A 25,238-nucleotide genomic window follows, 5' to 3' on the forward strand; every position below is an offset into this window, starting at 1 on the left:
ACTTTCGCAACAGGCCCTAGATGCGCACCGCATCGGCACCGACCACTGGATGGCCAAGGGCTACGACGGATATCAAGACTCCCAGCGCGAACTCGTAGCCCGCGTCCTCATTAACCTCACTGCCCATGGCGAGCCGGGACCGCTCACCGGGCATCTGCAGACGTTCGCCGCCAACGGCAAGGCCCTGCATCAGCTGCTACACGACTTCGCCGTCCTCTTCACCTACGACCTTCAGCTCCGCACCCTGCTCCCGACCATTTGGCCACTAGCCCTCAAAACCACGCTCGACGCCATTGACGCAGGCGCCGACCTGCACGGAGACGGTCACTGGTCCGACTACGCCCTTGCCGCACTGTGGCCGACCCCACAGCTGCGCGCCGCCGATCCCAGCCCAGATGACACTCTCAACCGTGCACGCAGCGACTGGCTCGCGCCCGACGCCTTGGACGAGTTGGCCGAACGATGGATCGCTCTTGCAAGCGAGAAGCCAAAGGCCGCTGATGCGCTGGCGCAGTTCGCGCGCACTGCCCCCTACTCGTGGCAGTGCGCCACGGGCCTCACATGGCTGGAACGCATCATCAACGGCCGCTACGACGCTTTTGCCAACCGTTGCTGGTTCGTCACCCACTGGCTGACGGAACTCCGCGAAACAGCGGCTCCTGGCGCCTCCACGTTGAGCCAGTGGCGCCGCATCATCGATGCGCTAGCCGCAGCCGGCGACAGCCGCGCTGTCGATCTTCAGCGGATCGACGAATAGCTCGTCAACTCACGTGCAAGGGGCAGGTGTCCCACGACAGCTGGGCTGCTCGCTCTGGATCCGGGGCTTGGGCCGCCCATGTCGGCGCTGCCAGACGAGGAGAGTAGGACCCAAGGGGGTCACCTGCTGTCGCCGCGGCCGATGCGTATGTCGTCCAAGAGTTCCTTGGTGATGGCCTCTGTGCCGGTTTCGATGGCTTCCTGGGCGGCTTGGCAGATGAGGTAGCTGAGGGTTTCGATGTAGCCGCCGGTGCGCCGGTGCAGGCAGCGGGACAGTTTGAGCAGGGTGCTGGGCTTGTGGTCGTACAGGCGTAGGTCGTCTTCGAAGGCTTGGACGACGCGGTGCCAGTCGTCGCTGTAGGGGATGGCTTCGGCCCACAGCACGGGCAGGTCGCTGAAGTAGGTCTTGCCTTTGACGGCGTCGGGCAGGTTCTTGCGCTTGTCGTCGTAGCGGGCGCGGTGTACGACTTCTCGGGCGCCGGTGCCGCAGAAGATGAACGTGATCCGGGTGCGGTCCTGCAGGGCTTCGAAGTAGTCGAAGGCAGCTGTGATTTCGCTGTCCTTGATGCGGTCGATGCCGTCGATCAGGACCAGCTGGGTGCTCGCCTCGTTCATCACGTGGGTGATGGCTTCGGTCATGTCGGTGGGGCGCCGGGTCCGGTCTTTGCGGTGCAGGGTGTGGTCCAGGCCGAGGAACTCGGCGAAGGGCAGGGACCAGTGCAGGTTGTTGTCCCGCTCGGGCGGGACGTTGATGTAGATGACGGGGATGCGGTCGGGATCGGGGCCGAAGTCCGCTTCGATCAGGCCCTGGTAGCCGCGGCCGATCTGGACCAGCAGGGTGCTCTTGCCGGTGCCCCGGTCGCCGTCGATGAGCATGTTCATGGTGCGGCCGACGCTGCGGAACCGGCTGGTGCGCAGCAGGCGCCGGGCGTCCAGCAGGCCGCGGCGCAGTGCGGGGGTGATCACGGGCAGCATCTCGCCGTGGTACATCATCCGTGGGTCCAGGGGACCGACGGCGGTGCCCTTGGGGGCGCAGTCCTGCAGGTCGGGTGGGGTCAGCCGGCGTGTGGCCGAGGCGTTCCAGCCTTCCTTGGTCGTCAGTAGCGGCGGGACGATGGGCTGGGTCACCGCGCCCGCGACGGTAGGGCTGAGCGGGCGGATCAGTTCATTGCGGCTCACAGAGCGCCTCCGTCGTCCGGTTCTTCGTCTTCGCTGTCACCCGGTTCGTAGCCAGGTTTGCTGGCAGGTCCGGTGGCCGTGGGGTGTACGCGGCCGAACACTTCGGCCGCGCTGCCGCGCAGGCTGCCCAGCCCGTTTTCATGACCGCCCTGCCCCGGGAGCAGGCCCGGGTAGTAGCCGTCCGTCTCGTCGTCCCAGTCATCGTCCGGGTCCGGCTGCGGCGGGGCGGAGGTGGCGAGAGGGAGGGAATGGCCCGCGTACAGGATGGACTTGGCGTCCATGTTGAGGGACGGCGCCCGCACCACGGTGGCCGGGTCGGGGTCCGGGACACCCTCGTAGGGGTCCGCCTGGGGGATGTCCAGGTCCAGGGCGGGGCCGGTGAACAACTGCGGCACCTGTGGCTGCTTCTGCGGCGCGGGCCCGCGCCGGGCTCGCTCCCGCAGTTCGGACACGGCGCGGGCGATCTGCCGCTCGTCTTCCTTGCTGCCGCCCGCCTCGAGCACGCTGAGGGTGGCCTGCTCCCATGTGTACTGGGTCCAGGCGTCACGGATCAGGCGCTGATGGATGAACTCCGCTTCGACCCAGTCGTCCTTGGTGTGGTCGTAGAGCCACACCAAGGACGGGGCGTAGGGGCTGTAGCGGATCTGCCACTTCTTGCCCTGCCCGGGGATGCCGGAGTGCCGATTGGCGTACTCCTGCAGGTCGTCGCTGTTGTAGGTGCGGTTGTCGATACGCACGCCCTTGTCGGTCACCATCAGCCGCTTGAACGGCAGCAGCTTGCGGTTGTTGTGCGGGCTCAGCGGCAGCGGCACATGCCCCTCGGCGGCCACCAGCGTGGCGTACATCCGGTTCGGGCTGATCTTCAGGCCGGGCAGGAACGGACTGCGCAGCCCGTCATGCGGTTTTTGCTGCCAGTCCAGGGCGATCCACTCATCGAGCAGGTCCTGCAGTTCGTTCAGGCTCCACAGCGGGCTGTCGGTGACGTGCTTGCCGCGGCGGGCGAGGTCGGATCCGGTGTATCCGGCGACGTGCTGCGAGAACCGCTTCTTGATCGCATTGAAGGTGCTCTCGACGATGGCTTTGTCTGTGGCGGTACGCTCACGGGCCGGCCGGACGTTGATGCCGAGCATCCGGCACACATCCTCGAAGTGCTCACTGTTGAAGATCTTGCCGTGGTCGACCACGACCATCCGCGGTCGGATGACCGGCCGGGCCGCCGCGCCCGCCACCCGGGGGTCGCAGGCCACCAGGTCCGCGTACGGCATCTCGGAGTTCTCCGCCAGCGCCCGGGGCGACCAGCCGGGCCGGCCCGGCATCGGGGCCAGGGCCTGCGCCAGCATGAGCACGGCGTCGAAGGACCGGGTGGCCCGCCCGCCCAGGCGCCTGCCGCGCGGACCGCGCCCGGGACTCCTGGGAACGATCATTGCGCCGACGATGGTGCGCGATGCGACATCGATGGCAGCGGTCAGCTCCACCTGCACCGGCCGTCCGTCATCGCCCACAGCGAGGACATCCAGACCGGTCGTATCGATCTGCACCTGCTCGCCCAGCATCAACGCTGTCGTGGGCGTGTACGGGGGAGTGGCGCCGTTGGCGGTGTCCATGCGCCGCTGGGTCGGCCACCGCAGGGAGTCGACCGGGATGCCCAGCCGCTCCAGCAGCCGGTAGAACGTGGCCGGCGATATGGAAAGGCTGTCGTACTCGTTCGGGTACTCGCGGCGGATCGCGGCCTCAAGGCGTTCATACAGACGGCTGCCATGGCCGTCCGACTCCGCCAAGCCCTCCTTCACTTCCTTCAGCAGCAGGTGGACCACCCGCTCATCGGTACGCCCCCACGGTGAGCCCGGCAGCATCTCGCGGATGAGGCCGTTGATGCCACGCGCCTGATAGGCGCGGCGGCGGCGTTCGATGGTGGCGGCCGAGGCTTTCTTCCAGCCCAGTGCCCGCAGTTCCGCGGCCTTGGCGGCATAGCGCTGGCGCAGTGTGAAGCGGTCCGGGTCGTAGCCTGGCCGCGGCACCGCATCGGCCTGCGCGCCCGGGGGTATCCCCTCGTTGATCTCGCGGATGTGCCGTTCCCAGTCCCGCACCGACTTCAACTGGCTTTCCGTCAGCACATCCAACGCGCTCATATCCGGTACCTGAACCGCGGGCAGGGCCTCGCCGGCCTCGTCCAAGACGGCGAAGTCGTCGGCGCCGACAACGGCGGAGACCAGAGCGCGCGCGTCCTGTCCCGCTTCTTCCAGGCAGCCCAGCTGTACCTCGCTGCCCTGGACAACCAGTACCTGGTAAGAGCTCCCCTGCCAGCGCACCCGGGCCCCCAGAGGCAGGCGGGCCTGCTGCGCGGCGTCGGCTTCCGCCACAGCCAACGTCATGTCCGTTCCTTCCCGCGCGCCCACACCACCGAGGTCGGCAGCAACGGGGCGCTCCAGTCGGTGGTCAGCTCACCGGTCCACAGCAGATGCCAGGCCCGGCTGGTCGCCTCCCTGCCGAGGCCGCAGGCGGCCACGCCCATGGCCAGAGGCTGAGGCTCGGCGAACGCCTTCAGCAGCACTTCGCGGGCGTGAGGGTCTGCGTACTCGGCGGCGCGGAAATGCGCGAGACGCGCCAGCGAGGGACGCAGCACCCCCTGCGGCACCTCCATCTGCCGCACCTCCCACCCCGCTGCCTCCGCGGCCTGCTGCATCGCCGCCTCCTCACCGCGGGCCCGCGGGCGCTGATGGACGATAGCCAGCCGCCGGCCGTCTCGGGTACGAGCGAAGAACGCGGGCTGCACCGCGCCGTGCTCATTGCCCTTCTGCCACCGCACCTGCGCCACGCCCGACTGGAAGCACTCGATGTCGCGGTCGAAGTCGAGCAGCATCGCCGCATCCATCTGCACGTTGCTGGCACACCACACACTCAGCCCGGTGGTGGAGGAGGACCATTTGGTCAAAATGGAACGCCGTCCCTTATACGCCCGGGGCTCGGACAACGCAGGTCGCTCCTCCAGCGGCACGCCGCGCAGCCGCTCAGGATCGTGAAGACAACTACGCCCTGCCGCGCTGCGGTAGAGCACCTGTATGTCCATCAGCAGGACGCACCTTCTCCTCGTAGGCTTTCGCTGTTCATGGCCGGCAGGGGGGCACGATGCCGGTCGGGCGAAACTTCCGCTCCTGCCACCGGCGGGAGCGCAGACAGTGATCCGAAGCCAGGCCACTGTGCCGGCCCGGGTACGACGGTAGCCGTCAGCCGTAGGGACGCTCGCCCACAGCCAGGACCTGCCAGGGCACGCACGTGACCTCATCAACCGAAGCCATCTCCCCAACCACCGCGTGCGGCGCCTCCGGCGCAAGGCGAACCCCGGGAGATCGCGGTGATGCCGCCTGCGCGGACAACGGCCCGTGGAGACGGCTCCACAGAGTCAGCACTCTGCTGACCGACCAGTTCATGCCCTTGCCGACTTCGATCTCCCACGCGTCGTAGTCGTCCGGCGTGACGCGCCGCTCCAAGCGGCGTTTTTCGAGCCGCGCCATCGCGTACGCCACCTCCACCACTGTCGGCAGCAACCGCAGCGGCACAGTGCGCTGGCTGCCCAGCCGCGGCATCCCGACCGCCTCATGCGCGAGCACTCCAAAGGCATCGGCCACAAGAGCCCGCCCTACCGCGCCCAGACGGCGCACCAGGGCCAGCCGCCGCCGCTCCGCCTCAACGACATGAGGACCCGGCGAGAGATCAACGAACGGCACAGCATCGTCACGCGAATTGTCACTGAAACGACCATGCCGTACACATATGCGCCACTGATCGGGCTGCATCAGCCACACCGGCCCACCCACGCCGCGACTGGCAGCACACAAGGCGCAGCCCCGTACCAGGTAGCCGCCGCGCGGCTGCCACGGCCACACCCACACCGGGCCGCCGCGCCCCTCCGGCAGCAGCTGCTCATCGCGTGTGCTGATCAGCGCTGTCGTTAGACGCTCAAGGGGCAAACCCGTCAAAGTGGCCAGTCGGTCCCGGCCTGCACGATTCATGTACAGCTCGGTGTAGCGCGGGTCCACTGCCTTGGACTTCCCCTTGCCGATGCTGTCCAGCAGCCGGCCGACAGCCAGGCCGTTTCGCGCGGCGAGCCGGGTCACATATGAGCCCGTTGACTCTCCAGGCACAAAGCGCACCTGCAACGGCAATGCCCGATCCCGCACGGATTGTTTCCTTCCCGGCAATGCACCCTGATCGCCGGTCGTCACGGCTCCTCTCCACACTATGCAACGCGAATCCGGCAACGTGGTCCGGGCTCAATTTGGACCAGCCCGGACGAACGGGCAAAGTCGAACCAGCACCGCGACAGGCCGGAAAGCACCGGGCGTCAGCACTGTCACAGGCCCTCGAAACGGAGATCGCAGCACGCATGGCAACCATCCGCGTCAAAGAGCTGCGACCTCACCAGCGCGAAGCGTTCAAGGCTGCCACCAGGGCGCTGAAGCGCCTGCCCCGTGCCACAGTGATCTGCGCCACCGGAGCCGGTAAGACGCTCATTGCCATGCGCACCGCTGAACACTTCGCGCCATCCGGCTCCGTTCTCGTGGTCGTCCCATCCCTCAGCCTGATCAGCCAGACCGCCGCGCACTGGGACACCGACAGCACCATCCGGAACATGATCGGCGTCTGCTCCCTCCGGCATTCCCAAGTCGGCCTCTCCAAGAAGCGAATCACTCTGACCACGGACGCGCCCGTCCTGGCGAAAACCATGAAAGCGCGCACAGAACCGTTCGTTGTCTTCGCAACATATTCATCGCTGCCCGCCATCGCCCTGGCGCACCGCCGCCATGGACTACCGCCCTGGTCTCTTGTGATCATCGACGAGGCACACCGCAGCAGCGGCAGCAGCAACAAGCAATGGGCCACCATTCACAAGGACACAGCCATCCCCGCCCAGCGCCGCCTTTACATGACCGCCACCCCCCGGACATGGGCGGAGCCCGACCCCAAGAAACGCAAGAAGCCCTCCGCAGTCCAAGGGCCACCCGAACCGTTGGCCTCCATGGACGACCCGACCGTCTACGGCCCCGTCGTGTACCAGCTCGGTCTCGCCGACGCCATCGACCGCGGCATCCTGGCCGACTACCGCATCGTCGTCCCGGTCATCGACGACGACGAACTGCGCGACGTCCTGCAGACCAAAGACCTCACCGAACACCTCAACGGACTGCGCCTGGCCGCCCTGCAAGTCGGCCTGTTGCGCGCCATGGCCATCCACAAACTGCGCCGCGTCGTCAGCTTCCACAGCCGCATCGCCTACGCCCAACGGTTCAGTCGAAGCCTGCCCGACACCGTCGCCGACACCCAGCGCAGCACCGGCATACGCCGCCTGTGGGTGCACGCCATCCACAGCGGCCAAAGCGCCCGCAACCGTGCCTGGCACCTGGCCGAATTCGAAGGCGTCCCACTCCTGCGACGCACCGGCCACCGCGCCGCCCTCGACGGGGCGGTGCTCTCCAACGTCCGCGTCCTCGGCGAAGGAGTCGACGTACCCGACGCCGACGCCGTTTTGTTCGCCGACCCCAAACGCAGCTCCTCCGACATCGTTCAGGCCCTCGGACGCGCCCTGCGCCAGCCACCCGGTGCAGGAAAGGTCGCCACCTTGATCATCCCGGTGTATGTCGGTAAACGACAGACCACCGAAGGGGCCATGAAGTCCTCAGAGTTCGCCGTCCTGTGGGAAGTCCTGAACGGTCTGCGCGAACACGACACCCACATCTGGCGACGCCTCGGCGGGGGCAAGCACCTCCTGGAAAGAGACGCAGCACCTCTGCCGCCGTCACCTGAACGCGCCGACGAGATCGTCCGCGTCACCGGCGTACGTGCCCACGAACTCGATCACGACCTGTGGGCCGCGGGATGGAACGCAGCCATCCACTACTTCGAACGCCACCAGCACCTCAATGTCCCCGGCGAACACACCGACAAGACCGGATACGCTCTCGGCCGCTGGCTGGCACAACAACGGTCCCTCTACGCCAACGGCAGCCTCGCCGCCGACCGCGCCTTTGCCCTCACCACCCTCAACATCTCCTGGCCCCACCCGCCCGGCAGCTTCGAGCATTACCTCGACCAAGCGATCACCTGCGCCGGCAAGAGCGGGACCCTCGCACTGATCACCGCCCCTGACCCCGCCGACCGGCCACTGGTCCGCTGGCTGCGCCGTCAGCGCGACCTCGCCGACTCCGGCCGCCTCGACAGAGAGCGGATAGCAAGCCTCAACGCCGTCGACCCCTGGTGGAACCCTCCATGGGAAGTCGACTGGCAGCACACCTACGCCCACGTAGACCGCCGACTGGCCGACGGACGCACTCTGCACACACCCACGCCCGCCGCAGACGAGGACTCCGCCACCTGGCTCGACCGCCAGATCACCGCGGTCCGAGACCTCCACCCGAAGCAAGCACGCCTGCTCACCCAACTTGCCCACAGGTACCCCAATCTCCACCCCCACGCCATGCTCCTCATGCACAACCCGGCACAGCGAGCGCAAGCGTTCTGCCGCGCCCTGACCGCAGCCCGCCAGTTCCATCAGCGCGAAGGACACTTCGACGTCCCCTTGCGGCACCGCGAGAACGTCCGAGGAAACGAAGTCCTACTCGGACAGTGGATCAAGAAGAGCCGGAGCGACACCGCCCAGATGACAACTCCACAGATCAATGCCCTCACCGCTCTCGGAATCGACCTGCAACCGGTCTTCCGGGCAGCCCCACCGGAACCCGCCGACCACGACGGCGCCGAAGACGACGACTGGTGGGCACCGCCCAGCCGGTTGGGTACTTCTCGCGTCCAACGGGGCCTATCGCCTTCCAACTCGGCTTCAAATCGCGCCTCACAGCCTGTGATCGGGTAGAGGCCACACCAGCTCTCAGTCGTCTGTCCTGACACGTATTCGGGCCACCAGCAGCGAGTTCTCTGTCACCGAGAGTTGGAGCACCACTTGGTGAAACCGGGCCCGGGCTGGAGCTAAAACTCCCAGGGCGGCTCGATCAGTGACTCCGGCAGCCTCAAAGCCCGTACCTGGCATCCGCTGCCCACGCGAGCGCCGCCCGAAGCTGTGCCAGCCCGCGCTGCAGAGTTGATTCGCAGAGGTGCAAGTAAGAGGCGAGGGTCGCGACCCCTGCCGTGCAGGCTTCCGGCCGCTGGCCGAGTGCCTTGGCCTTGATGTAGACGCTCAGCGCGGCGTCCGCGTAATGGGGGATTCTACGATCCGCATCGGTACCTTCACCCGCTGTCGTGAGCGGAGCATGGCGGAGGCGGGAGGGCTCGACTGACGCTGTGTCTGGTCCGATGAATTGCCGGGAAAGGACAGTTGGTTAAGAAGATCCGGCAGCCCAGGAGTGTCACGCAGGGGCTGGATTTTTGCAGAACTTTGCTTCATGATGGGGGAACGTATCCGGTGCGGGAGGCGTGGCGAAGCTGGCTGTTTGCCTTCGTGGTCCGGGCAGACCTGAGGAACGCACGTTGATGGGGGTGGCATCCGGAACGGGCCTACGCCCGCCGAGCTGGCAGCTCGACGGGCGGTGTGAAAGTGACCAGAAATCCAGTGGTGGCACACTGGTTTCGGTCGGCGGCAAGGTCCCTGGACGCAGGGGATTTCCGCCTTCTGCTGTTACAGCACGTGCTCACCCTCCGTGAGTTGTGTTGAAGTGGCGCCTAGGGTTGTCAGAAGCGACTTTGCCGCAATAAACGCCGGGCTCAGAGCGAGGTTGGGTCCGTCAGCTCCGCAGTTGCGGTAAAGGCGCAACCCTCGCCCTGCGTAGCGCTGACGCGGATTGCCTGTCGCGCACCGGATGCCGTGGAGGTGTCGGCGATCTCCTCGGCGATGATCCAGCACGGCGAGTCGAACTCGACGTAGCGGTTGAACGAGACGCTCATGGATGTGGGCATCACGGCCGCTGACGACGGCTGCAGGGCGTGGCCGGCCTGTCGTACCGATTCCAGGAGGACCATGCCTGGAACGTGGTCCACGGGGTGGTCGAAGAGCACCGGGTGTGCAGTATCGATGCGCAGCTGCCAACGCCCGCGTTCTTGAGTGGGCGTAAGGACGATGTCCTCCTGCCGGTAGCGGCCGACGACGCTTGGTGGGACAGGGGCCGGTGGCCGCGGCACGCTTGGGAAAGTCTCGGCGACGTTGGCCCGCCCAGCGCGCAGGCGCTGGTACACGGCAGGGGAGTGGCATCCGAAGCGTGTACTGACCGTGGCGAGCAGCGAGCCGTTGCGGACGGCCTCGATGTGCATGGACATCATCGTGGGCAAGGACCGGACGTACTTGATGTCCGAGCAGGTCACGTGTAGTTCGATCTCGGCCGGAGTGCTCTCGGTGCGCAGGGCGTCCGGGTTTACTGCGTATTGGAAATGGGACCAGCTGAGCTGGTGACCGAAGGGTACGTCGTACGCGACGTGCGCGAGCAGAGGGAACGTCTGCCGCACTGTCTCACAGAGCAACAACGGGTCGTGCATCCCGTGCTCGGAGCCGTAGAAGCTGTGGCTGCGTGGCCACTGGGCGCTGACGGTGAAGGTATCGGCTCCCACCTTTGTCCAGCCGGTCAGGAACACCTCTGAGAGTGCCGCCCGATGTACGTACTCCTTTGCGACGGTCCTGGTCAGGTCCAGTTTGGTTCCAGCAGGCCGGTCCGTCGATATGAGCATGCCACTTCCCCCTGGGCGTGCGTTGTGGATCCCCCGACCCCTACCGGGTGGAGGGGTCGACCCGTAAAATAAGGGTTGTTACGTATTTTTGTCGAGCGGGATCGAGGCGACCTGATGCATGAGCCTAAGCAAGAACGGGCGGTGAAGACGAGGAAAGCCATCCTTCATGCGGCTGCGGAGATCTTCGACGAGTGCGGTTACAGCGGGGCCAGCATCAGCAAAATCATGACGCGGGCCAACGTCACGCAGGGCGGCATGTACTTCCACTTCAAGTCGAAGAAGGGGCTGGCACAGGCAGTCCTGGCGCACCAACAGGACTTCGTACGCTTGCCCGACGGCACCGCCGGCCTGCAGTGGCTGATCGACCTCAACTTCTTCCTCGCCCAGGAGCTGCAGAACAATGTGCTGTTCCGGGCGAGCGTCAGACTTGCCGTCGAGCAGGGCGAGTTCGCGGGGCGGGACGACACAGCCTATCAGGAGTGGGTGGACCAGTTCTACGCCCACCTGTGCGTGGCACGCGAGCGCGGCGAGCTCCTGCCCGACGTCAACGAACGCGAGTTCGCCAATGTGCTCGTCGCCGCCTACAGCGGAACCCAGCTCTTCTCCAACGTCGCGAGCGGACGAGAAGACCTGCAGGATCGACTACTCTCGATGTGGCGTTACCTGCTTCCGGGCATCGCCACCCCGCAGGCCAGGGCCCACCTACGCATGCCCGAGCATGCGCGGGGGCTGGCCGCCGCGTGAAGCCCACGCGGGTGGTGATGACCGGCGCCACCGGATTCATCGGATCGGCAGTACTCGGTGAACTCACCCGGTACCGTAACGACCGGGGCGAGAGCCAGGGAAACGACCTGTGCTTGCGGGTGCTGGGTCGGCGGCCGCCGGACAGCGCCGCGGCTCAGGCGGACCAGTGGGTCCAGGCTGACCTGACGCAGCCGGACGCTCTGCGCGGCGTCTGCGAAGACGCGGACGTGTTGCTGCACATGGCAGCGCTGGTCAGCTCTGATGCGTCGCAGTGCGAGGCGGTCAACGTCCGCGGGACCGCCGCCCTGATGAACGAGGCCGCCCGCGCGGGCGTCAGCCGGATCGTGCACCTGTCGACTGCAGCGGTCTACGGGCCGGGCCCGCACCGGGGGATCGCGGTCAACGAGGTGGCCCCCTCTCCGGTCTCCGCCGCGAGCCGCAGCCGGCTCGCCGGCGAGGCGCACGCCCTGGCGGCCGGGGCCGTCGTCCTGCGACCAGGTCTCGTCCTGGGCCGGGGGGACCGCTGGGTCGTGCCAGCCCTGGCCGAACTCCTCGAAGCTGTGCCCGCGCTGTGGGACGGTGGGAAGGGACAGCTCTCCGTCGTCGCGGTAGACGACCTAGCGCGCCTCGTTGCATGTCTCGCACTGGTCTCCCCGCTGCCCGGGGGAGTCCACCACGCGAGCCACCCTGTACCGGTGAGCACCGGCGAGCTGCTGCGCACGCTGGCCCAACACCGGGTCCTGCCGCGCTTGCCCAGTCCACTGCCCTGGGACCAGTGCCTGACCCTACTGCGCTCGGCGCACACGAGGGTAAGTGAACGCCAGTTCGCCCTCCTTGTGCGTGATCACTGGTACGAAAGCCGCGAGGTCTGGCGCATCGCGAAATGCTCGCCGGGGCCCGGCCCGCTGGTACGCCTGGCTGAAGCCGCCCCCTGGTACCGCTCCATACTCGCGGCCCGGCCGGAGGCCTGACGGAGCAGTCATCCCGTCAGGTCTTTTCAGGCTCACGAACATGAGACTCCCAGCGCCTTTTCGGCGTGACTGTCGGCCGACACTCCTGCGAGCGCCAGCCGCCATGCCCGGCTGAGCTGGGCGACGGCGTTCTCGAAATCTGTCTCTGAGCCAATCCGGCTGCGCAGGTATGCCTCCGCGCCGCTGGTCAGATGCTCGACCAGCGTCATGACATCCGCGGGCAGGGCGCCACGTCGAAGTTGGCCGCCTTCATATGCCTGATCAAGCCGTGCGAACGGTCGGCATCCACACCTGCGCCCAGGAGTCCGTGCCGGGCCGTTCCCGGCTCAGGCGGGTGGCGGAGCGGACCGACGGCTCCTGCTCCATCAGCCGGGCGAGCTCAAGGGTGAGGTCGACGACCATGCGCAGCGGTGGAAGGGATCACCTGTGGACACGCCGGCAGCCTTGCTGATGCGGCCCAGTGACGTGCCGTCATAACCGGCGCGGTCGAACTCTAAGGCAGCCGCTTTGACCAGGGCGTCGCGCGTACGCATGGCCCTCTCCTGCTTCACCACAGGTCTCCTGAGTGGGCTCTCGGCCACCGGGGGCGTACGAGAAGGCCCTAGACACCCCGACCGTGGGGTGCACGGTCGGTTGACCCGCAACGCGTTGACAACCAGTCAGCAGTCCAGGATGAGTGCCCCTTCCTGTCCCCGGCAAGCCGGACTTGCCGAAGAAGTTGAAGCTCCTCCATCAGCACAAGTGACCCACAAGCGGCGCCATCCAGGCCAGCTCGCGAGCATCCCAGGAACCGGTGGCGCCGCCTGGCAGCGCAGGACAGCGAAAGACGACTTGGCGAAGTGCACACGTCGACTCCCGGGAGTGACAAAAAAAGAGGACATTCGCTATTCTTTTGACGTGGCAGGGAGCCACAAGCTGACCAGGGGGAGGCAGCGTGCCATGGGCGGACAGTCCTTGACGCACTCAGGTACGTCGGTGTCGGCCTTCGCGGAGAGGGTCTTCGCGTGCCTGCCCGGGGCCGATCAGCGGCGCTGGGCCCATGCGTACGTGCAGGGTCTGCTCACCACACCGGGTAAGAAGTCGGTCCGCCGCCTCGCCGCGACGGTCTCGGACTCGCCCGCGGCATCCCAGTCCCTGCACCAGTTCGTCAACGCTAGTCCCTGGGACTGGCACCCGGTCCGTGACGAGCTGAGCAGATGGGGCGAACAGCAGGGGACTCCGCAGGCGGTGGTGATCGATCAGGCGATCCTGCGCAAGCGGGGCGAGCACTCGTGCGGAGTGCACCGCCGATTCCTTTCTTCCACCGGACGGTCGGTCACTTGTCAGCTAGGGATCGGCGCCTTCCTCACCTCGTGCGCGTCAGCCGTGCCGGTCGGCTGGCGCCTGCTGCTGCCTGGTGCGTGGGCGACGGCCCCCCGGCGTCGGCAGCGCACCCGTATCCCCGCCGGAGTCGGCTCCCGCTCGGTGGACCAGCACATACTCGACCTGGTCGACTCCTCGGCCGGCAGCCCCCGTACGGCGGCGCTGCCGGTCGTCTGCCACCTGGGGTCGGCCATCAGGCACAGCGCCGGTGCCCTGGTGCGCGGACTGGCCCAGCGCGGACGGGACTTCGTCGTGTCCGTTCCCGAAGATCTCCAGATCACGGCCAGTCGGCACCTGCGGTCTGCTCGTCCCCAGTCCAGCACCAGAAACGGCCAATCCATGACGGCACGCAGCCTCTTCGAGTCAACCTCGGGGACGCTGCCCCAGATGGAGACGGTGGCCCCGCGGGGCGGCGTCGGCCGTCGTCTCATGACAGTCATGTCCAGTGTCGTGGGGCTGTCGGAGCACGGGTCTGCCGATGCTCAGATCCACCGCGCCTACCGACTCTTCGCGACTCTGCCCGACGGCGGGGGCCTGGCCCGGACCTGGCTGACCAGCCTCACGCACACACGGATGGAGTCGGTACTCGCACTGGTTCAGCTGCTGCCGCGCGCGGGGGAGACAGTGCGCGAGATGAAGGAAGGATTCGGCCTGCTCGACTTCGAGGGCCGCTCGTACCCGGGCTGGCGTCATCACATGACGCTGGTGCCCGCCGCCTACTCCTACAGCCGGTTCGGTCCGCACACCGCCATGACAGGAGAACGTCTCATCGCCGCCGCGTGACGGGCACACCTCGGCGGCACGGTCTTTCCATCGTTCAGATCAGCAAACCCGTCCCCGTGGCGGGTCCGACAGGCTGACGAAAACAAACAGGGGGAAACGGCGTGGACATCCAAGCACTGGGGGCGCTGGCCGTGAGGGAGAACGGAGTCTCCATCACGCCCACCGCGCCGAAGCCACGACAGGTACTCGCCTTGCTGGCGGTTCACGCCGACCAGGTTGTGCCCGTCTCCGCGCTGATAGAGGAACTCTGGGCCGATCGGCCGCCGCGCAGTGCCCGCACCACTCTTCAAACGTACGTGCTCCAGCTCCGCGAGCTCATCACGGCCGCGCTGCCGGCACAGACACCTGACGAAGAGCCCGTGTCCGCCAAGGACATCCTCGTGACCTGCCCGGGCGGCTACCTCCTGAACACCAGGGGCGGCACCAGTGACGTGCGGGAGTTCGAGCGACTCGCGGGTCTCGCTTACCGGGCCATGGACGACGGCGACCACTCGGGCGGGGCGCGGCTGTTGCGTGAGGCCCTTGCTCTGTGGAGCGGGGCGCCCTTCGCCGACGTGCGGGGAGGTGCGCAGTTGGAGATGGAGGCCAAGCGTCTGGAAGAGAGCCGGCTCTGCGCCCTCGACCAGCGCATCGAGGCGGATCTGCGGCTGGGGCGGCATCGGGAACTGCTTGCAGAGCTCACTGTCCTGGTCAGCCGGTACCGCACCCACGAGAACCTGTGCGGACAGTTCATGATCGCCCTGCAGCGCTCGGGCCGCCGAAGCGAAGCTTTGGATGTCTATCGGAAGCTGCGTGGCACGCTCGTACGCGAGTTGGGACTGGAACCCTCGGCGGCTCTGCGCCAGCTGCAGCGCTCGATCCTGCTGTCCGACACAGAGAAGGCCTCGAGAGCTACCGAGCCTGCCTCCCGCCTTGCCCAGGGAACCTGAGCTTGGCTGTAATCTCTGTGCGGCAAGCGACTGGCGAGTGATTCTGTGGGGCCAGCAGAGCAGCTTAAGAAGGCTGCTGGTGGTCACGAAGTAGTGAGCACAGACCTGGCCGCTCTTCTTGTCCACGATCAAAGGTGCCCCGTCCCGGTAGATGTAGCGGAGGTACCGACGGCGGATCGGTGCCCCGCTATCAGCCGCACGGGTGAGAAGAGGAGGAGAGCCACCGTAATCAGGGCTTGCACGGTGGTGAGCTTCACTGTCTCCGCAACTCGCATGCGCTCAGTGCCCACTGCGGTCGCCGCAGGGCTGTCAGGCTAATGCGGACAGCCGGTATTCAGGGCCGGCATCGCAGGCGACGCCATCTGACCACACTCGTCGACCCGCGGGCCGCCGCCCGACCCGACCTTGTCCAGCGGGATTTCGATCCCGATCCCGCGGCGAGCAACACCCGCTGGTGCGGCGACGTCACCTACGTCCTGACCGAAAGGGATGGCTCTACCCGGCCACCGTCATCGACATCGCCTCCCGCCGCGTGATCGGCTGGGCGACTGCCGACCACCTCGAACCGAGCTGGTCGCCGGCGCCCTCAAAGCCGCCTGTCGGCAGCGCCGGCCCTCCTGTCCGGTGATCTTCCATTCGGATCGCGGCTGCCAGTACACCGGTCAGCGATTCGCCTCCCTGGCCGATGAGTTCGGGGTTCGGCTATCGGTCGGTTGCACCAGGCAGTGCTGGGACAATGCGCTCGCCGAGTCGTTCTTCGCCACCATCAAGCGGGAGTTGCTCGGCACCTCCGCCTGGCCCAGCCGGGCCGCCACCCGCACCGCGATCTTCGACTTCCTCGAGAGCTGGTACAACTTGCATCGCCTGCACAGCAGCCTCGGCTACCGCAGTCCCGCCGACTACGAGACCGCACTCGCAGCCTGACCACCACACCAAATGGTGTCCGTCAAAGCGGACCAAGCTCAGTGTGCTGGCCCCTTGGCTTCTCTTGTCAGCCTGCGCGGATCTTGTGCCGGCCTTGTGGTGGGCGGGGCGGCTGTCCGCCTCGTCGGCGTCGAAAACGCATACTCCCGGCAGTACCGTCGGCCCACCCTCCAGGCCGCCCAGGGGTAGACCGGCGTAGGCCGGCGCATCACCCAGGTGCGGCGTGCCAGCAGACCGCTGCCACTCGAGTCGCCTGCCGACGTCTCTCCGGACACACGCGCCCTGCCATAGTCGTGCACGTTGCGCGTGCCAGTTCGTCCTGGAAAAGCAGCACCTCGACCTGCGGCTCCACACCGTCAGTCGTGATGGCCAGTCCGACGGCCTTCAGCCCGAGCTTCGCGAGCTCTTGAGGTACTCACGAGCAGCGCCCACGTCAAACGCCGAGGGCGCAGGGGTCCAGCGGGTGATCTCTGGAGCGTCGTACATTGCAACTAACGCAGGTATGTCTTCTTCATCCCACTCTCTGAGTTGATCTTTTCCTGCCCACGGCCTCACCACATCGCCGATTCGAGCCACGTCACGACCCGCCGACGATCTCTTACGCGCTGCCAGTCCACAAACACCTGCTGAGCCAGCGCTGAGGCGCCTACACGCATCCTGATCGCTCCCTCTCGAGTACCCCCATGAACTGCTGCGTTATCCCTACTCCCACACTTCCCGGCCGGCCTTTCCGCACTGCCGTCAGGCCGGTGCGTACCGGAGGGGGGAAGTCCGCAATACAACGGCAAGCGGAAGAGCGGAGACGCGCTTGACAAAGGCTCAAGAAATCCGAGGCACCCGTTTCCAGCCAGCTACGGTTCCTGAAGTCGTACGTATGTCTACGGACAAGGGAGTTCGTACACACCGCTTCGGAGAAGGAATCAGAAGCTCTCGACGAGTCTTGGGGGAACAGTCATGAGGATCCAGGTTCTGGGCCCATTGAACGCTGACATCAATGGTGTCTCCGTTGTCCCGACAGCGGGAAAGCCACGTCAGATCTTGTCACTTCTCGCGCTGCACCCGGGGCGGGTGATGCCCGTTCCGACGCTGATGGAGGAGATCTGGGGCGCCGACCCGCCGGTCAGCGCGCTTACGACGCTGCAGACCTACATACTGCAGCTGCGGCGCAGGCTCGGCACCGCCATGGGGCCCGATTCCCCGTACACCGCCAAGGAGGTGCTCGCCACCCGGCACGGCGGTTACGTGTTGCAGATCCCGACGGACAGCGCGGACGTGCACGAGTACGAGCGGCGGGTGTCAGCGGGCCGTGCAGCCTACGAAGCCGGCGACGATGAGCGCGCCGCGCACACACTGCGCCAGGCGCTGGAATTGTGGCAGGGCCCCGCCCTGGTCGACGTACGCGTGGGACCCGTGCTGGCCATCGAGGTGCTCCGCCTCGAGGAGAGCAAGCTTGTCACTGTGGAGCGACGCATCGACGCAGATCTCCGCTTACGGCGGCATACCGAGCTCCTCGCTGAACTCAGGGATCTGACAGCACGCCACCCGCAGCACGAAGGTCTGCACTCGCAGGCCATGGTGGCGCTGTACCGGTCAGGGCGGCAGGCAGCGGCTCTCGATGTCTACCGGAGACTGCGAATGAGGCTGATCGAGGAGTTGGGCGTCGAACCATCGCCGCAGCTGCAACGCCTGCATCAGGCGATGCTCGCTGTGGATCCCGCCCTCGACGTGTCCGCCGCGCCCCGACGCGGCTCGACCTTCGACCTCTACGCCGCCTGACTCGTCGGCCTGTTGAGGGCTTCGAGCCCGCCTCTAGGACCGTCGGCGAGCCTGATGGGGCCCGCGCATCGCCAAGGGGCCAAGGAGGGGCAGAGATGTCGGACACAGAACCACCGGTGCGGCTGTACTGCTTCGCCCACGCGGGGGCAGGAGTCTCCGCCTTCCAGGGCTGGGCGCGCAGCACCGGTCCGGGCGTCGAACCAGTGCCCGTGCTTCTTCCAGGCCGCGAGGGCCGGCGCCGCGAGCCGCGCCTCACGGACCGCGATGCACTGGTCGCGGAACTGCTGGACCGCCTTCGCGTCGAGCCGGGGCAGCCGTACGTTATGTACGGGCACAGCCTTGGCGCGATGGTGGTCCACACCCTCGCCCGGGCCCTTCAGGAAGAGGGACTGCCGCTTCCCGCGCTCATCGCCGTAGGCGCCTGCCCGCCACCTGACGAGGCCAGCGAGCTCTCCGACGCCTGCGAGAGCTTCGACGAGGACCTGGTGGAGCTGCTCCGCGCCCTGGGTGCAGTGCCCGCTGGTGCAGAGACCGAGAGGTACTGGCGCCGAGCGGCGATGCCCGTGCTCCGCGACGATCTGCGCCTGGCAAGCGCGCTGCGCATGGCCGCCCGCAGTGCGGCGGCCGCACATGGACCACTGGCGGTGCCACTGCTCGCGGTCTCCGGGGACCGCGACCCGCTGGTGTCGCCCGCGGTTATTGGCGGCTGGCGTCGGTGGAGCGCCGGGCCGGTAGTGACCCGCACCGTAACCGGCGACCACTTCTTCGTACGGGGCAGCGCATTGCCCCGCCTCATGGGCCGCGCCTGTCGCGTCATACAGCGGCTGGGGGCCAGGACCACGCGCGAATCGGTCCTGACTTCAGGAGCGCAACGTTGAGGCGCGCCGACCGGGTCGGCGGGATGTCGGCACGGCCCGCAAACGCTTTGCGGGGCTTCCCCTGTCGATCCCTCAACCGACCGATTCACCCCGAACGTGCTCAGCACGAGAAAAGAGAGGCATCATCATGCAGCAGCTCGACATCACCACTCTGATCGCCCTCCTGCGTAGCAGCGCGGGCGACAGTGAAACCCACAACCTGGACGGTGACGTGCTTGACATTGCGTTCGCCGAGCTCGGCTACGACTCCCTGGCGCTCCTTCAGGTCACCGGGACCATCGAGCGCGATTCTGGCGTTGCGCTCGACGAGGAGGCGCTGGACGAGGCCCAGACCCCGAGGCAGTACCTCAAGACCGTCAACCGGGTGCTGGCCTCGCGTGCCGCGGCCTGATTTCTGGTATCCGTCAGGGATATCTGCATCTTAGGGGCGGGCCCGTCGGGCCCGCCCTGGCACGTTGAGCAGGCGCAACTAAAAAGCGTGCTATCCCGGCAGGAGTGTTTGGTTATGCAGGGAGGCCGTGGATGATTGCGGGGTGTTGGTCTAGTGCTGGATTCCTCTTTCTCTGGGTATATGTCCTGGTGGCGGGGTGATTCGGGTGCTCGGGGGCGGGTGCTGGGCGGTGGTGTTACGGGCACGGCTGAGCCGTGACGAGAATGAGGAACGGATCGTGCGTCGACTGTCGCGAGCGCGCAAGGCGCCGCGTGATCTGGTGTTGCGGGCACGGATGGTCGACTTGAGCTGGTCCGGACAGCGTGTCCCGGCCATCGCGGATGAGTTGAGGTGCAGCGCCAAGACGGTCCGCCGCTGGCTGCACCGCTTCAACCGTGTGGGCCTGGACGGGCTGGAGGACCTGGGCGGACAGGGCCGCAAGCGGCGGATCACCGAGGCGGAACGCTCAAGGATCATCGGCCTGGTCAAACAGTCGCCTCCAGGTCGGCTGACTGTGCAGGCCGACGGGGAGCTGGCCGCGGCGGATGACTCCGGGCCGCCGGAGTGGACCCTCGACGCACTGGCCGCCGAGGCCAGGCGGCTGGGTATCGAGATCGGTCGCAGTCAGGTCCGCCGGATCCTGCTGGCCGAGGGAGTGCGCCGGCGCCGCACCCGGTCCTGGACCCGCTCGAAGGACGCGGACTTCGAGGGAAAAGGACGAGGATCATCGAGCTCTACACCTGCCCGCCCGATGGCGCGACGGTGGTCTGCGCCGACGAGCTCGGACCGGTGATCCCACGCACGTTCCCGCCGGCGCCGGGCTGGTCGCCGGACGGTCACCGCATCAAGTCCGAGGTCGACTACGGTCGCGGGCCGGAGAAGACCTGGGTCTACGGCGCCTTACGCGTGCGGGACGGACAGCAGGTCACCATGACCGCATCCTCCCGCAACAGTGCCTTCTACCAGCAGTTTCTTCAGAAGATCGAGGCGGCCAATCCCACTGGGGACATCTACGTCGTCACCGACAACCTGTCCTCGCACAACAGCCTGTCCACCCGCACCTGGCTGGAGGATCACCCTAGGATCCGGCACGTCATCATCCCCGTCGGCGCCTGCTGGCTCAACCTCCAGGAAGGCTGGTGGCGCATCTTCCGCAAGGCCGCCCTCGCAGGACAGTCATTCGCCGGGCCACCCGAGATCGAACAAGCCACCCGCCTGGCAACATCCCAGCTCAACGCCCGGGCCCGGCCCTGGATATGGGGCAGACCTGCACCACCCACCAGGCGCTTACGCCGCCGGTATCTGTACATCCTTTGAGGAATCCAGCACTAGTCGATGCCGCGCACGATATGGGATTCGCTGGGATCGTCGTCCTCCCCGGCGAGGCCGGGGAGTGGCGGCGTGATGGTGGTGTCGAGTGCGTGGCGGTCGGTCTCCTGCCCGTCGTTGAACATGGTTCCTCCAGCAGGCTCAGTAGCGGTAGTGGTCGGACTTGTACGGGCCCTCGACCTGGACGCCGATGTAGGCGGCCTGCTCGGGGCGCAGGGTCGTGAGCTTGACGCCGAGGGCGTCGAGGTGGAGGCGGGCGACCTTCTCGTCGAGGTGCTTGGGCAGCACGTAGACGTCGGTCGGGTACTCCTCGGGCTTGGTGAACAGCTCGATCTGGGCCAGGGTCTGGTCCGCGAAGGAGTTGGACATCACGAACGAGGGGTGGCCGGTGGCGTTGCCCAGGTTCAGCAGGCGGCCCTCGGACAGGACGATGATGACCTTGCCGTCGGGGAACTTCCAGGTGTGGACCTGCGGCTTGACCTCGTCCTTGACGATGCCGGGGAGGGCGGCGAGGCCGGCCATGTCGATCTCGTTGTCGAAGTGACCGATGTTGCCGACGATCGCCTGGTGCTTCATCTTGGCCATGTCCGCGGCCATGATGATGTCCTTGTTGCCGGTCGTGGTGATGAAGATGTCGGCCGTGGATACGACGTCGTCGAGCGTTGCCACCTGGTAGCCGTCCATCGCCGCCTGCAGTGCGCAGATCGGGTCGATCTCCGTGATGATCACGCGGGCGCCCTGGCCGCGCAGGGACTCGGCGCAGCCCTTGCCGCCGATCAGGACGTCGGTGGCGCGGTTGATGCCGTCGATCAGGGAGTGGCGGCAGCCGTACTTGTTGTCGAACTTCGACTTGGTGACGGCGTCGTTCACGTTGATCGCCGGGAAGAGGAGGGTGCCGTCGCGGTGCATCTCGTACAGGCGGTGGACGCCGGTGGTGGTCTCCTCGGTGACGCCGCGGATCTCGGAGGCGAGCTGCGTCCACTTCTGCGGGCTCTCACCGAGGGTGCGGCCCAGGAGCGTGAGGATGTGGGCGTACTCCTCGCTGTCCGCGGTGGACGGGTCCGGGGCTGCGCCGGCCTTCTCGAACTCGACGCCCTTGTGGACGAGGAGGGTGGCGTCACCACCGTCGTCGAGGATCATGTTCGGGCCGCCGGTGGGCGTGTTCGGCCAGGTGAGGGCCTGCTCCGTGCACCACCAGTACTCCTCCAGGGTCTCGCCCTTCCAGGCGAAGACCGGGACGCCGGCGGGGGCGTCGGGGGTGCCGTTCGGGCCGACCGCGATGGCCGCCGCGGCGTGGTCCTGGGTGGAGAAGATGTTGCAGGACGCCCAGCGGACGTCGGCGCCCAGGGCGACCAGCGTCTCGATGAGGACGGCCGTCTGCACGGTCATGTGCAGGGAGCCGGTGATGCGGGCGCCGGCCAGGGGCTGGGCGGCGGCGTACTCCTTGCGGATCGACATCAGGCCGGGCATCTCGTGCTCGGCGAGAGTGATCTCCTTGCGGCCGAAGGCGGCGAGCGAGAGGTCGGCGACCTTGAACTCAGTGGGGGACGAGACGGGCATGATGCGGCTCCTGACGTGTCAGCGTGTGTTGAAATACTTCGCCTCGGGGTGGTGAATGAGGATCGCGTCCGTGGACTGCTCCGGGTGGAGCTGGAACTCCTCGGACAGCTATCGCCCCGACCCCGCCCCGGCGCACCTGGAGATCGTCCGTCAGGAAGGACAACGAGACGCTGTCGAGCCGGTCCGGCAGAAGCTGCTCGCTGAAGCGGCCGGGAAACGCGGTCAGATGATCGGTGGCGATGGAGCCGGTGACTGCGATCCGCATCTCACACCCCCGCGGCCTTGCGCAGCGCGTCCACGCGGTCGGTGCGCTCCCAGGTGAAGTCGGGGAGCTCGCGGCCGAAGTGGCCGTACGCCGCGGTCTGGGCGTAGATCGGGCGCAGCAGGTCGAGGTCGCGGATGATCGCGGCCGGGCGGAGGTCGAAGACCTCGGCGATGGCGTTCTCGATCTTCTCGGTGGCGACCGTGGCGGTGCCGAAGGTCTCGACGAACAGGCCCACCGGCTCGGCCTTGCCGATCGCGTAGGCGACCTGGACCTCGCAGCGCGCGGCGAGGCCCGCGGCGACGACGTTCTTGGCGACCCAGCGCATCGCGTACGCGGCCGAGCGGTCGACCTTGGACGGGTCCTTGCCGGAGAAGGCGCCGCCGCCGTGGCGGGCCATGCCGCCGTACGTGTCGATGATGATCTTGCGGCCGGTGAGGCCGGCGTCGCCCATCGGGCCGCCGATCTCGAAGCGCCCGGTCGGGTTGACCAGCAGGCGGTAGCCCTCGGTGTCCAGCTTGATGCCGTCCTCGAGCAGACCGCTCAGGACGTGCTCGACGACGAACTCGCGGATGTCGGGAGCGAGCAGCGAGTCGAGGTCGATGTCCGAGGCGTGCTGCGAGGAGACGACGACCGTGTCGAGGCGGACGGCCTTGTCGCCGTCGTACTCGATGGTGACCTGGGTCTTGCCGTCGGGGCGCAGGTACGGGATGGTCCCGTTCTTGCGGACCTCGGACAGGCGGCGCGAGAGCCGGTGCGCCAGGTGGATCGGCAGCGGCATGAGCTCGGGCGTCTCGTCGCAGGCGTATCCGAACATCAGGCCCTGGTCGCCCGCGCCCTGCTTGTCGAGCTCGTCCTCGTCGCCCTCGACACGCTTCTCGTACGCCGTGTCGACGCCCTGCGCGATGTCCGGCGACTGGGCGCCGATCGAGACCGAGACGCCGCAGGACGCGCCGTCGAAGCCCTTCTTCGAGGAGTCGTACCCGATCTCGAGGATCTTGTTGCGTACGAGGGTGGGGATGTCGGCGTAGGCCTGCGTCGTCACCTCGCCGGCGACGTGCACCAGGCCGGTGGTGATCAAGGTCTCCACGGCGACCCGGGAAGCCGGGTCCTCCCGCAGGAGCGCGTCGAGGATCGTGTCGCTGATCTGGTCAGCGATCTTGTCGGGGTGGCCCTCGGTCACGGACTCCGAGGTGAACAGAAACCTCATGACGAATTCCTCCGGTTGGACCAATTTGGCAGAAATTGTGCGGTGGATGTCCATGCCGCCGAGAAGGGGATCGACCCGACGTCCGGGGGAAAGGACGCGGTGACGATTCGACGGCACACGAGCCGAGATCCGGTGGAGGCAAGCTCGACCAGCCTCCAACCCTGGATGCCGCCACGGCTGCCAGACCCGATCACCGGGACAGCCTCGCCATGGGGCCTCCGCTGGTCCGTCTCCGCGTCTCCCGAGTCCTCGGGCCCGCCCTGACAAAGGGTCGGCAACGGGTCGTCAAGTACTCAAAGACCCCTCGAGGCTCATTGCCGAACCGCACCTGGGGCCGCTGCGCGCAGCCATCACCAGCAGCAGGACCCCCCCGCGGGGCATTGCCGATCGCTCCCCGCTCCTCGGATCGGCGGCGACCTGGGTTCGACCGTCAATCCACCGCCTCGCAAGCAACACGCCCCACGGTCATCACGCGTGCCAGAGAAAGGGGGAACACCGATGCCCGACACGGCCTTGCACCGCACATCACATCAGGTCGAAGTAGCCGCACCCGCTGGAGTCGTCTACGGACTCATCGCGGATGCGGTGCGCTGGCCGCTGTTCTTTGCCCCGACCGTGCACGTGGAGCCGCTGGACCTGGAGGGGGCCGAGCAGCGCCTGCGCATGTGGGCGCTCGCCAACGGCGAGGTCAAGTCGTGGGTGACGCGACGCCGACTTGACCCTGGCGCGCGACGGATCGAATTCCGCCAGGAGACGACCGCACCGCCAGTGAAGAGCATGTTCGGCACCTGGAGCATTGTCCAGCTCCCCGGAGGAATCTCACGCCTTACCCTGCTGCACCACTTCTCGGTGGACGACGACCATACCGACGACGTCACCTCGGTGGAGCGAGCCTGCGGCACCAACGTTCGCGTTCAGCTGGCGAACGTAAAACACCTGGCCGAACGCTGGACCGTTCTCGACGAACTCGTTCTCACCATTGAGGACGCCATACGCATCAACGGGCCGGCCGAACTCGTCTACGACTTCCTGTACAGGGCGGAGGACTGGCCCGAACGACTTCCGAACCTGACACGGCTGCACCTCGTGGAGGATGTGCCCGGGGTCCAGATGATCAGCATGGACACGGTCACGAGCGACGGCTCCGAGCACACGACCAGGTCCGTACGCGTCTGCTTCCCCCACGGAGGCCGGATCGTCTACAAGCTGACCGAAACCCCCGCGCTGATAGTCGCGCACGCCGGAGAATGGTCCGTCGAGCCCGACGAGAACGGTGTGAAGGTCACCGCGCACCACCAAGTCGTGCTGCGCGAGCAGGAAGTCGCAAAGGTGCTGGGCAACGGTACCGATCTGGCCGCCGCTCGCCAGTACGTGCGCCAGTCGCTCGGCCACGACAGCACCACGATCCTCCAGCTGGCCAAGCGGCATGCCGAAAGCGCCGTCCGTATGCTCACCCCGAGGCCCTGACCGGAGCAGCC

Annotated in this window: 23 protein-coding genes and 1 pseudogene; 13 read left to right on the top strand and 11 right to left on the bottom strand. The window is 67.1% G+C overall.

What is annotated here, in order from left to right; translation table 11 throughout:
- The coding region (locus J7E96_RS34010; protein WP_215137287.1) for a hypothetical protein at positions 1-757 on the top strand (757 nt) is incomplete at its 5' end.
- Between the two features lie 119 nt (positions 758-876).
- Here the strand turns inward: J7E96_RS34010 and J7E96_RS34015 are convergent.
- The 4 genes from J7E96_RS34015 to J7E96_RS34030 all read right to left on the bottom strand — a co-directional run bounded on the left by J7E96_RS34015 (position 877) and on the right by J7E96_RS34030 (position 6,158).
- Positions 877-1,935, bottom strand: a complete 1,059-nt coding sequence (locus tag J7E96_RS34015; RefSeq protein ID WP_215137289.1) for an ATP-binding protein — start codon at positions 1,933-1,935, stop codon at positions 877-879.
- Entirely contained in the window at positions 1,932-4,307 is a 2,376-nt protein-coding gene (locus J7E96_RS34020; RefSeq protein WP_251070834.1) for a Mu transposase C-terminal domain-containing protein, read from the bottom strand. The genes J7E96_RS34015 and J7E96_RS34020 overlap by 4 nt, the downstream gene beginning before the upstream one ends.
- Positions 4,304-5,002: a hypothetical protein gene (locus J7E96_RS34025; RefSeq protein WP_215137292.1), complete on the bottom strand. Its 699-nt coding sequence runs from the start codon at positions 5,000-5,002 to the stop codon at positions 4,304-4,306. Before J7E96_RS34025 ends, J7E96_RS34020 begins: the two co-directional genes overlap by 4 nt.
- Positions 5,003-5,159: 157 nt before the next feature.
- Complete coding sequence (locus J7E96_RS34030) at positions 5,160-6,158, bottom strand: TniQ family protein (protein WP_308296264.1); 999 nt, start codon at positions 6,156-6,158, stop codon at positions 5,160-5,162.
- Between the two features lie 161 nt (positions 6,159-6,319).
- Here J7E96_RS34030 and J7E96_RS34035 point away from each other — a divergent pair, with 161 nt between their 5' ends.
- A complete protein-coding gene (locus J7E96_RS34035) occupies positions 6,320-8,803 on the top strand; it encodes a DEAD/DEAH box helicase (protein WP_215137294.1) in 2,484 nt (827 codons plus the stop codon).
- A gap of 845 nt (positions 8,804-9,648) precedes the next feature.
- On the opposite strand, the gene J7E96_RS34040 is transcribed toward J7E96_RS34035, so the two are convergent.
- On the bottom strand, positions 9,649-10,602 hold the full coding sequence (locus tag J7E96_RS34040; RefSeq protein ID WP_215137296.1) for a ScbA/BarX family gamma-butyrolactone biosynthesis protein: 954 nt from the start codon (positions 10,600-10,602) through the stop codon (positions 9,649-9,651).
- 114 nt (positions 10,603-10,716) lie between these two features.
- On the opposite strand from J7E96_RS34040, the gene J7E96_RS34045 reads away from it, so the two are divergent.
- Complete coding sequence (locus tag J7E96_RS34045) at positions 10,717-11,346, top strand: ScbR family autoregulator-binding transcription factor (RefSeq protein WP_215137298.1); 630 nt, start codon at positions 10,717-10,719, stop codon at positions 11,344-11,346.
- Entirely contained in the window at positions 11,343-12,317 is a 975-nt protein-coding gene (locus tag J7E96_RS34050) for an NAD(P)-dependent oxidoreductase (protein ID WP_215137300.1), read from the top strand. Before J7E96_RS34045 ends, J7E96_RS34050 begins: the two co-directional genes overlap by 4 nt.
- 32 nt (positions 12,318-12,349) lie before the next feature.
- On the opposite strand, the gene J7E96_RS38615 is transcribed toward J7E96_RS34050, so the two are convergent.
- Together J7E96_RS38615 and J7E96_RS38620 are read right to left on the bottom strand one after the other, a co-directional pair.
- Complete coding sequence (locus J7E96_RS38615; protein ID WP_308296265.1) at positions 12,350-12,526, bottom strand: hypothetical protein; 177 nt, start codon at positions 12,524-12,526, stop codon at positions 12,350-12,352.
- Between the two features lie 52 nt (positions 12,527-12,578).
- On the bottom strand, positions 12,579-12,719 hold the full coding sequence (locus J7E96_RS38620) for a hypothetical protein (RefSeq protein ID WP_308296266.1): 141 nt from the start codon (positions 12,717-12,719) through the stop codon (positions 12,579-12,581).
- 537 nt (positions 12,720-13,256) lie between these two features.
- On the opposite strand from J7E96_RS38620, the gene J7E96_RS34060 reads away from it, so the two are divergent.
- From J7E96_RS34060 to J7E96_RS34095, 8 genes are all read left to right on the top strand, one after another.
- Complete coding sequence (locus J7E96_RS34060) at positions 13,257-14,462, top strand: transposase (RefSeq protein ID WP_215137302.1); 1,206 nt, start codon at positions 13,257-13,259, stop codon at positions 14,460-14,462.
- A 101-nt stretch (positions 14,463-14,563) separates the two neighbouring features.
- Positions 14,564-15,391 (top strand): AfsR/SARP family transcriptional regulator, encoded by an 828-nt coding sequence (locus J7E96_RS34065; protein WP_215137304.1) that lies wholly within the window; start codon positions 14,564-14,566, stop codon positions 15,389-15,391.
- A gap of 489 nt (positions 15,392-15,880) precedes the next feature.
- Entirely contained in the window at positions 15,881-16,315 is a 435-nt protein-coding gene (locus J7E96_RS34070; RefSeq protein WP_215137306.1) for an integrase core domain-containing protein, read from the top strand.
- A gap of 954 nt (positions 16,316-17,269) precedes the next feature.
- A complete protein-coding gene (locus J7E96_RS34075) occupies positions 17,270-18,091 on the top strand; it encodes an AfsR/SARP family transcriptional regulator (protein WP_215137308.1) in 822 nt (273 codons plus the stop codon).
- Between the two features lie 95 nt (positions 18,092-18,186).
- Positions 18,187-18,969: a thioesterase II family protein gene (locus J7E96_RS34080; RefSeq protein WP_215137310.1), complete on the top strand. Its 783-nt coding sequence runs from the start codon at positions 18,187-18,189 to the stop codon at positions 18,967-18,969.
- Positions 18,970-19,096: 127 nt separating this feature from the next.
- Positions 19,097-19,360 (top strand): acyl carrier protein, encoded by a 264-nt coding sequence (locus J7E96_RS34085; protein WP_215137312.1) that lies wholly within the window; start codon positions 19,097-19,099, stop codon positions 19,358-19,360.
- A gap of 277 nt (positions 19,361-19,637) precedes the next feature.
- Positions 19,638-20,192, top strand: a complete 555-nt coding sequence (locus J7E96_RS34090) for a helix-turn-helix domain-containing protein (protein WP_308296267.1) — start codon at positions 19,638-19,640, stop codon at positions 20,190-20,192.
- Positions 20,162-20,716, top strand: a complete 555-nt coding sequence (locus J7E96_RS34095; RefSeq protein WP_308296268.1) for a transposase — start codon at positions 20,162-20,164, stop codon at positions 20,714-20,716. Before J7E96_RS34090 ends, J7E96_RS34095 begins: the two co-directional genes overlap by 31 nt.
- A gap of 11 nt (positions 20,717-20,727) precedes the next feature.
- Here the strand turns inward: J7E96_RS34095 and J7E96_RS38340 are convergent, their stop codons facing one another.
- The 4 genes and pseudogenes from J7E96_RS38340 to metK all read right to left on the bottom strand — a co-directional run bounded on the left by J7E96_RS38340 (position 20,728) and on the right by metK (position 23,760).
- Positions 20,728-20,853 (bottom strand): hypothetical protein, encoded by a 126-nt coding sequence (locus J7E96_RS38340; protein ID WP_285439556.1) that lies wholly within the window; start codon positions 20,851-20,853, stop codon positions 20,728-20,730.
- Positions 20,854-20,869: 16 nt separating this feature from the next.
- Positions 20,870-22,288, bottom strand: a complete 1,419-nt coding sequence (gene ahcY / locus J7E96_RS34100) for an adenosylhomocysteinase (protein ID WP_215137316.1) — start codon at positions 22,286-22,288, stop codon at positions 20,870-20,872.
- Between the two features lie 112 nt (positions 22,289-22,400).
- A pseudogene (locus J7E96_RS37960) lies at positions 22,401-22,553 on the bottom strand (carbohydrate kinase family protein); the annotation flags it as partial.
- A gap of 1 nt (position 22,554) precedes the next feature.
- The gene (metK, locus tag J7E96_RS34105) at positions 22,555-23,760 is read right to left on the bottom strand and encodes a methionine adenosyltransferase (protein ID WP_285439557.1); all 1,206 of its coding nucleotides are present in this window, start codon (positions 23,758-23,760) and stop codon (positions 22,555-22,557) included.
- 498 nt (positions 23,761-24,258) lie between these two features.
- Here metK and J7E96_RS34110 point away from each other — a divergent pair, with 498 nt between their 5' ends.
- Positions 24,259-25,227 (top strand): aromatase/cyclase, encoded by a 969-nt coding sequence (locus J7E96_RS34110; RefSeq protein ID WP_215137320.1) that lies wholly within the window; start codon positions 24,259-24,261, stop codon positions 25,225-25,227.
- The last annotated feature ends 11 nt before the right edge of the window (positions 25,228-25,238 follow it).

The sequence above is a fragment of the Streptomyces sp. ISL-96 genome (assembly GCF_018614035.1).
In the GTDB taxonomy this organism is placed as follows: Bacteria; Actinomycetota; Actinomycetes; order Streptomycetales; family Streptomycetaceae; genus Streptomyces.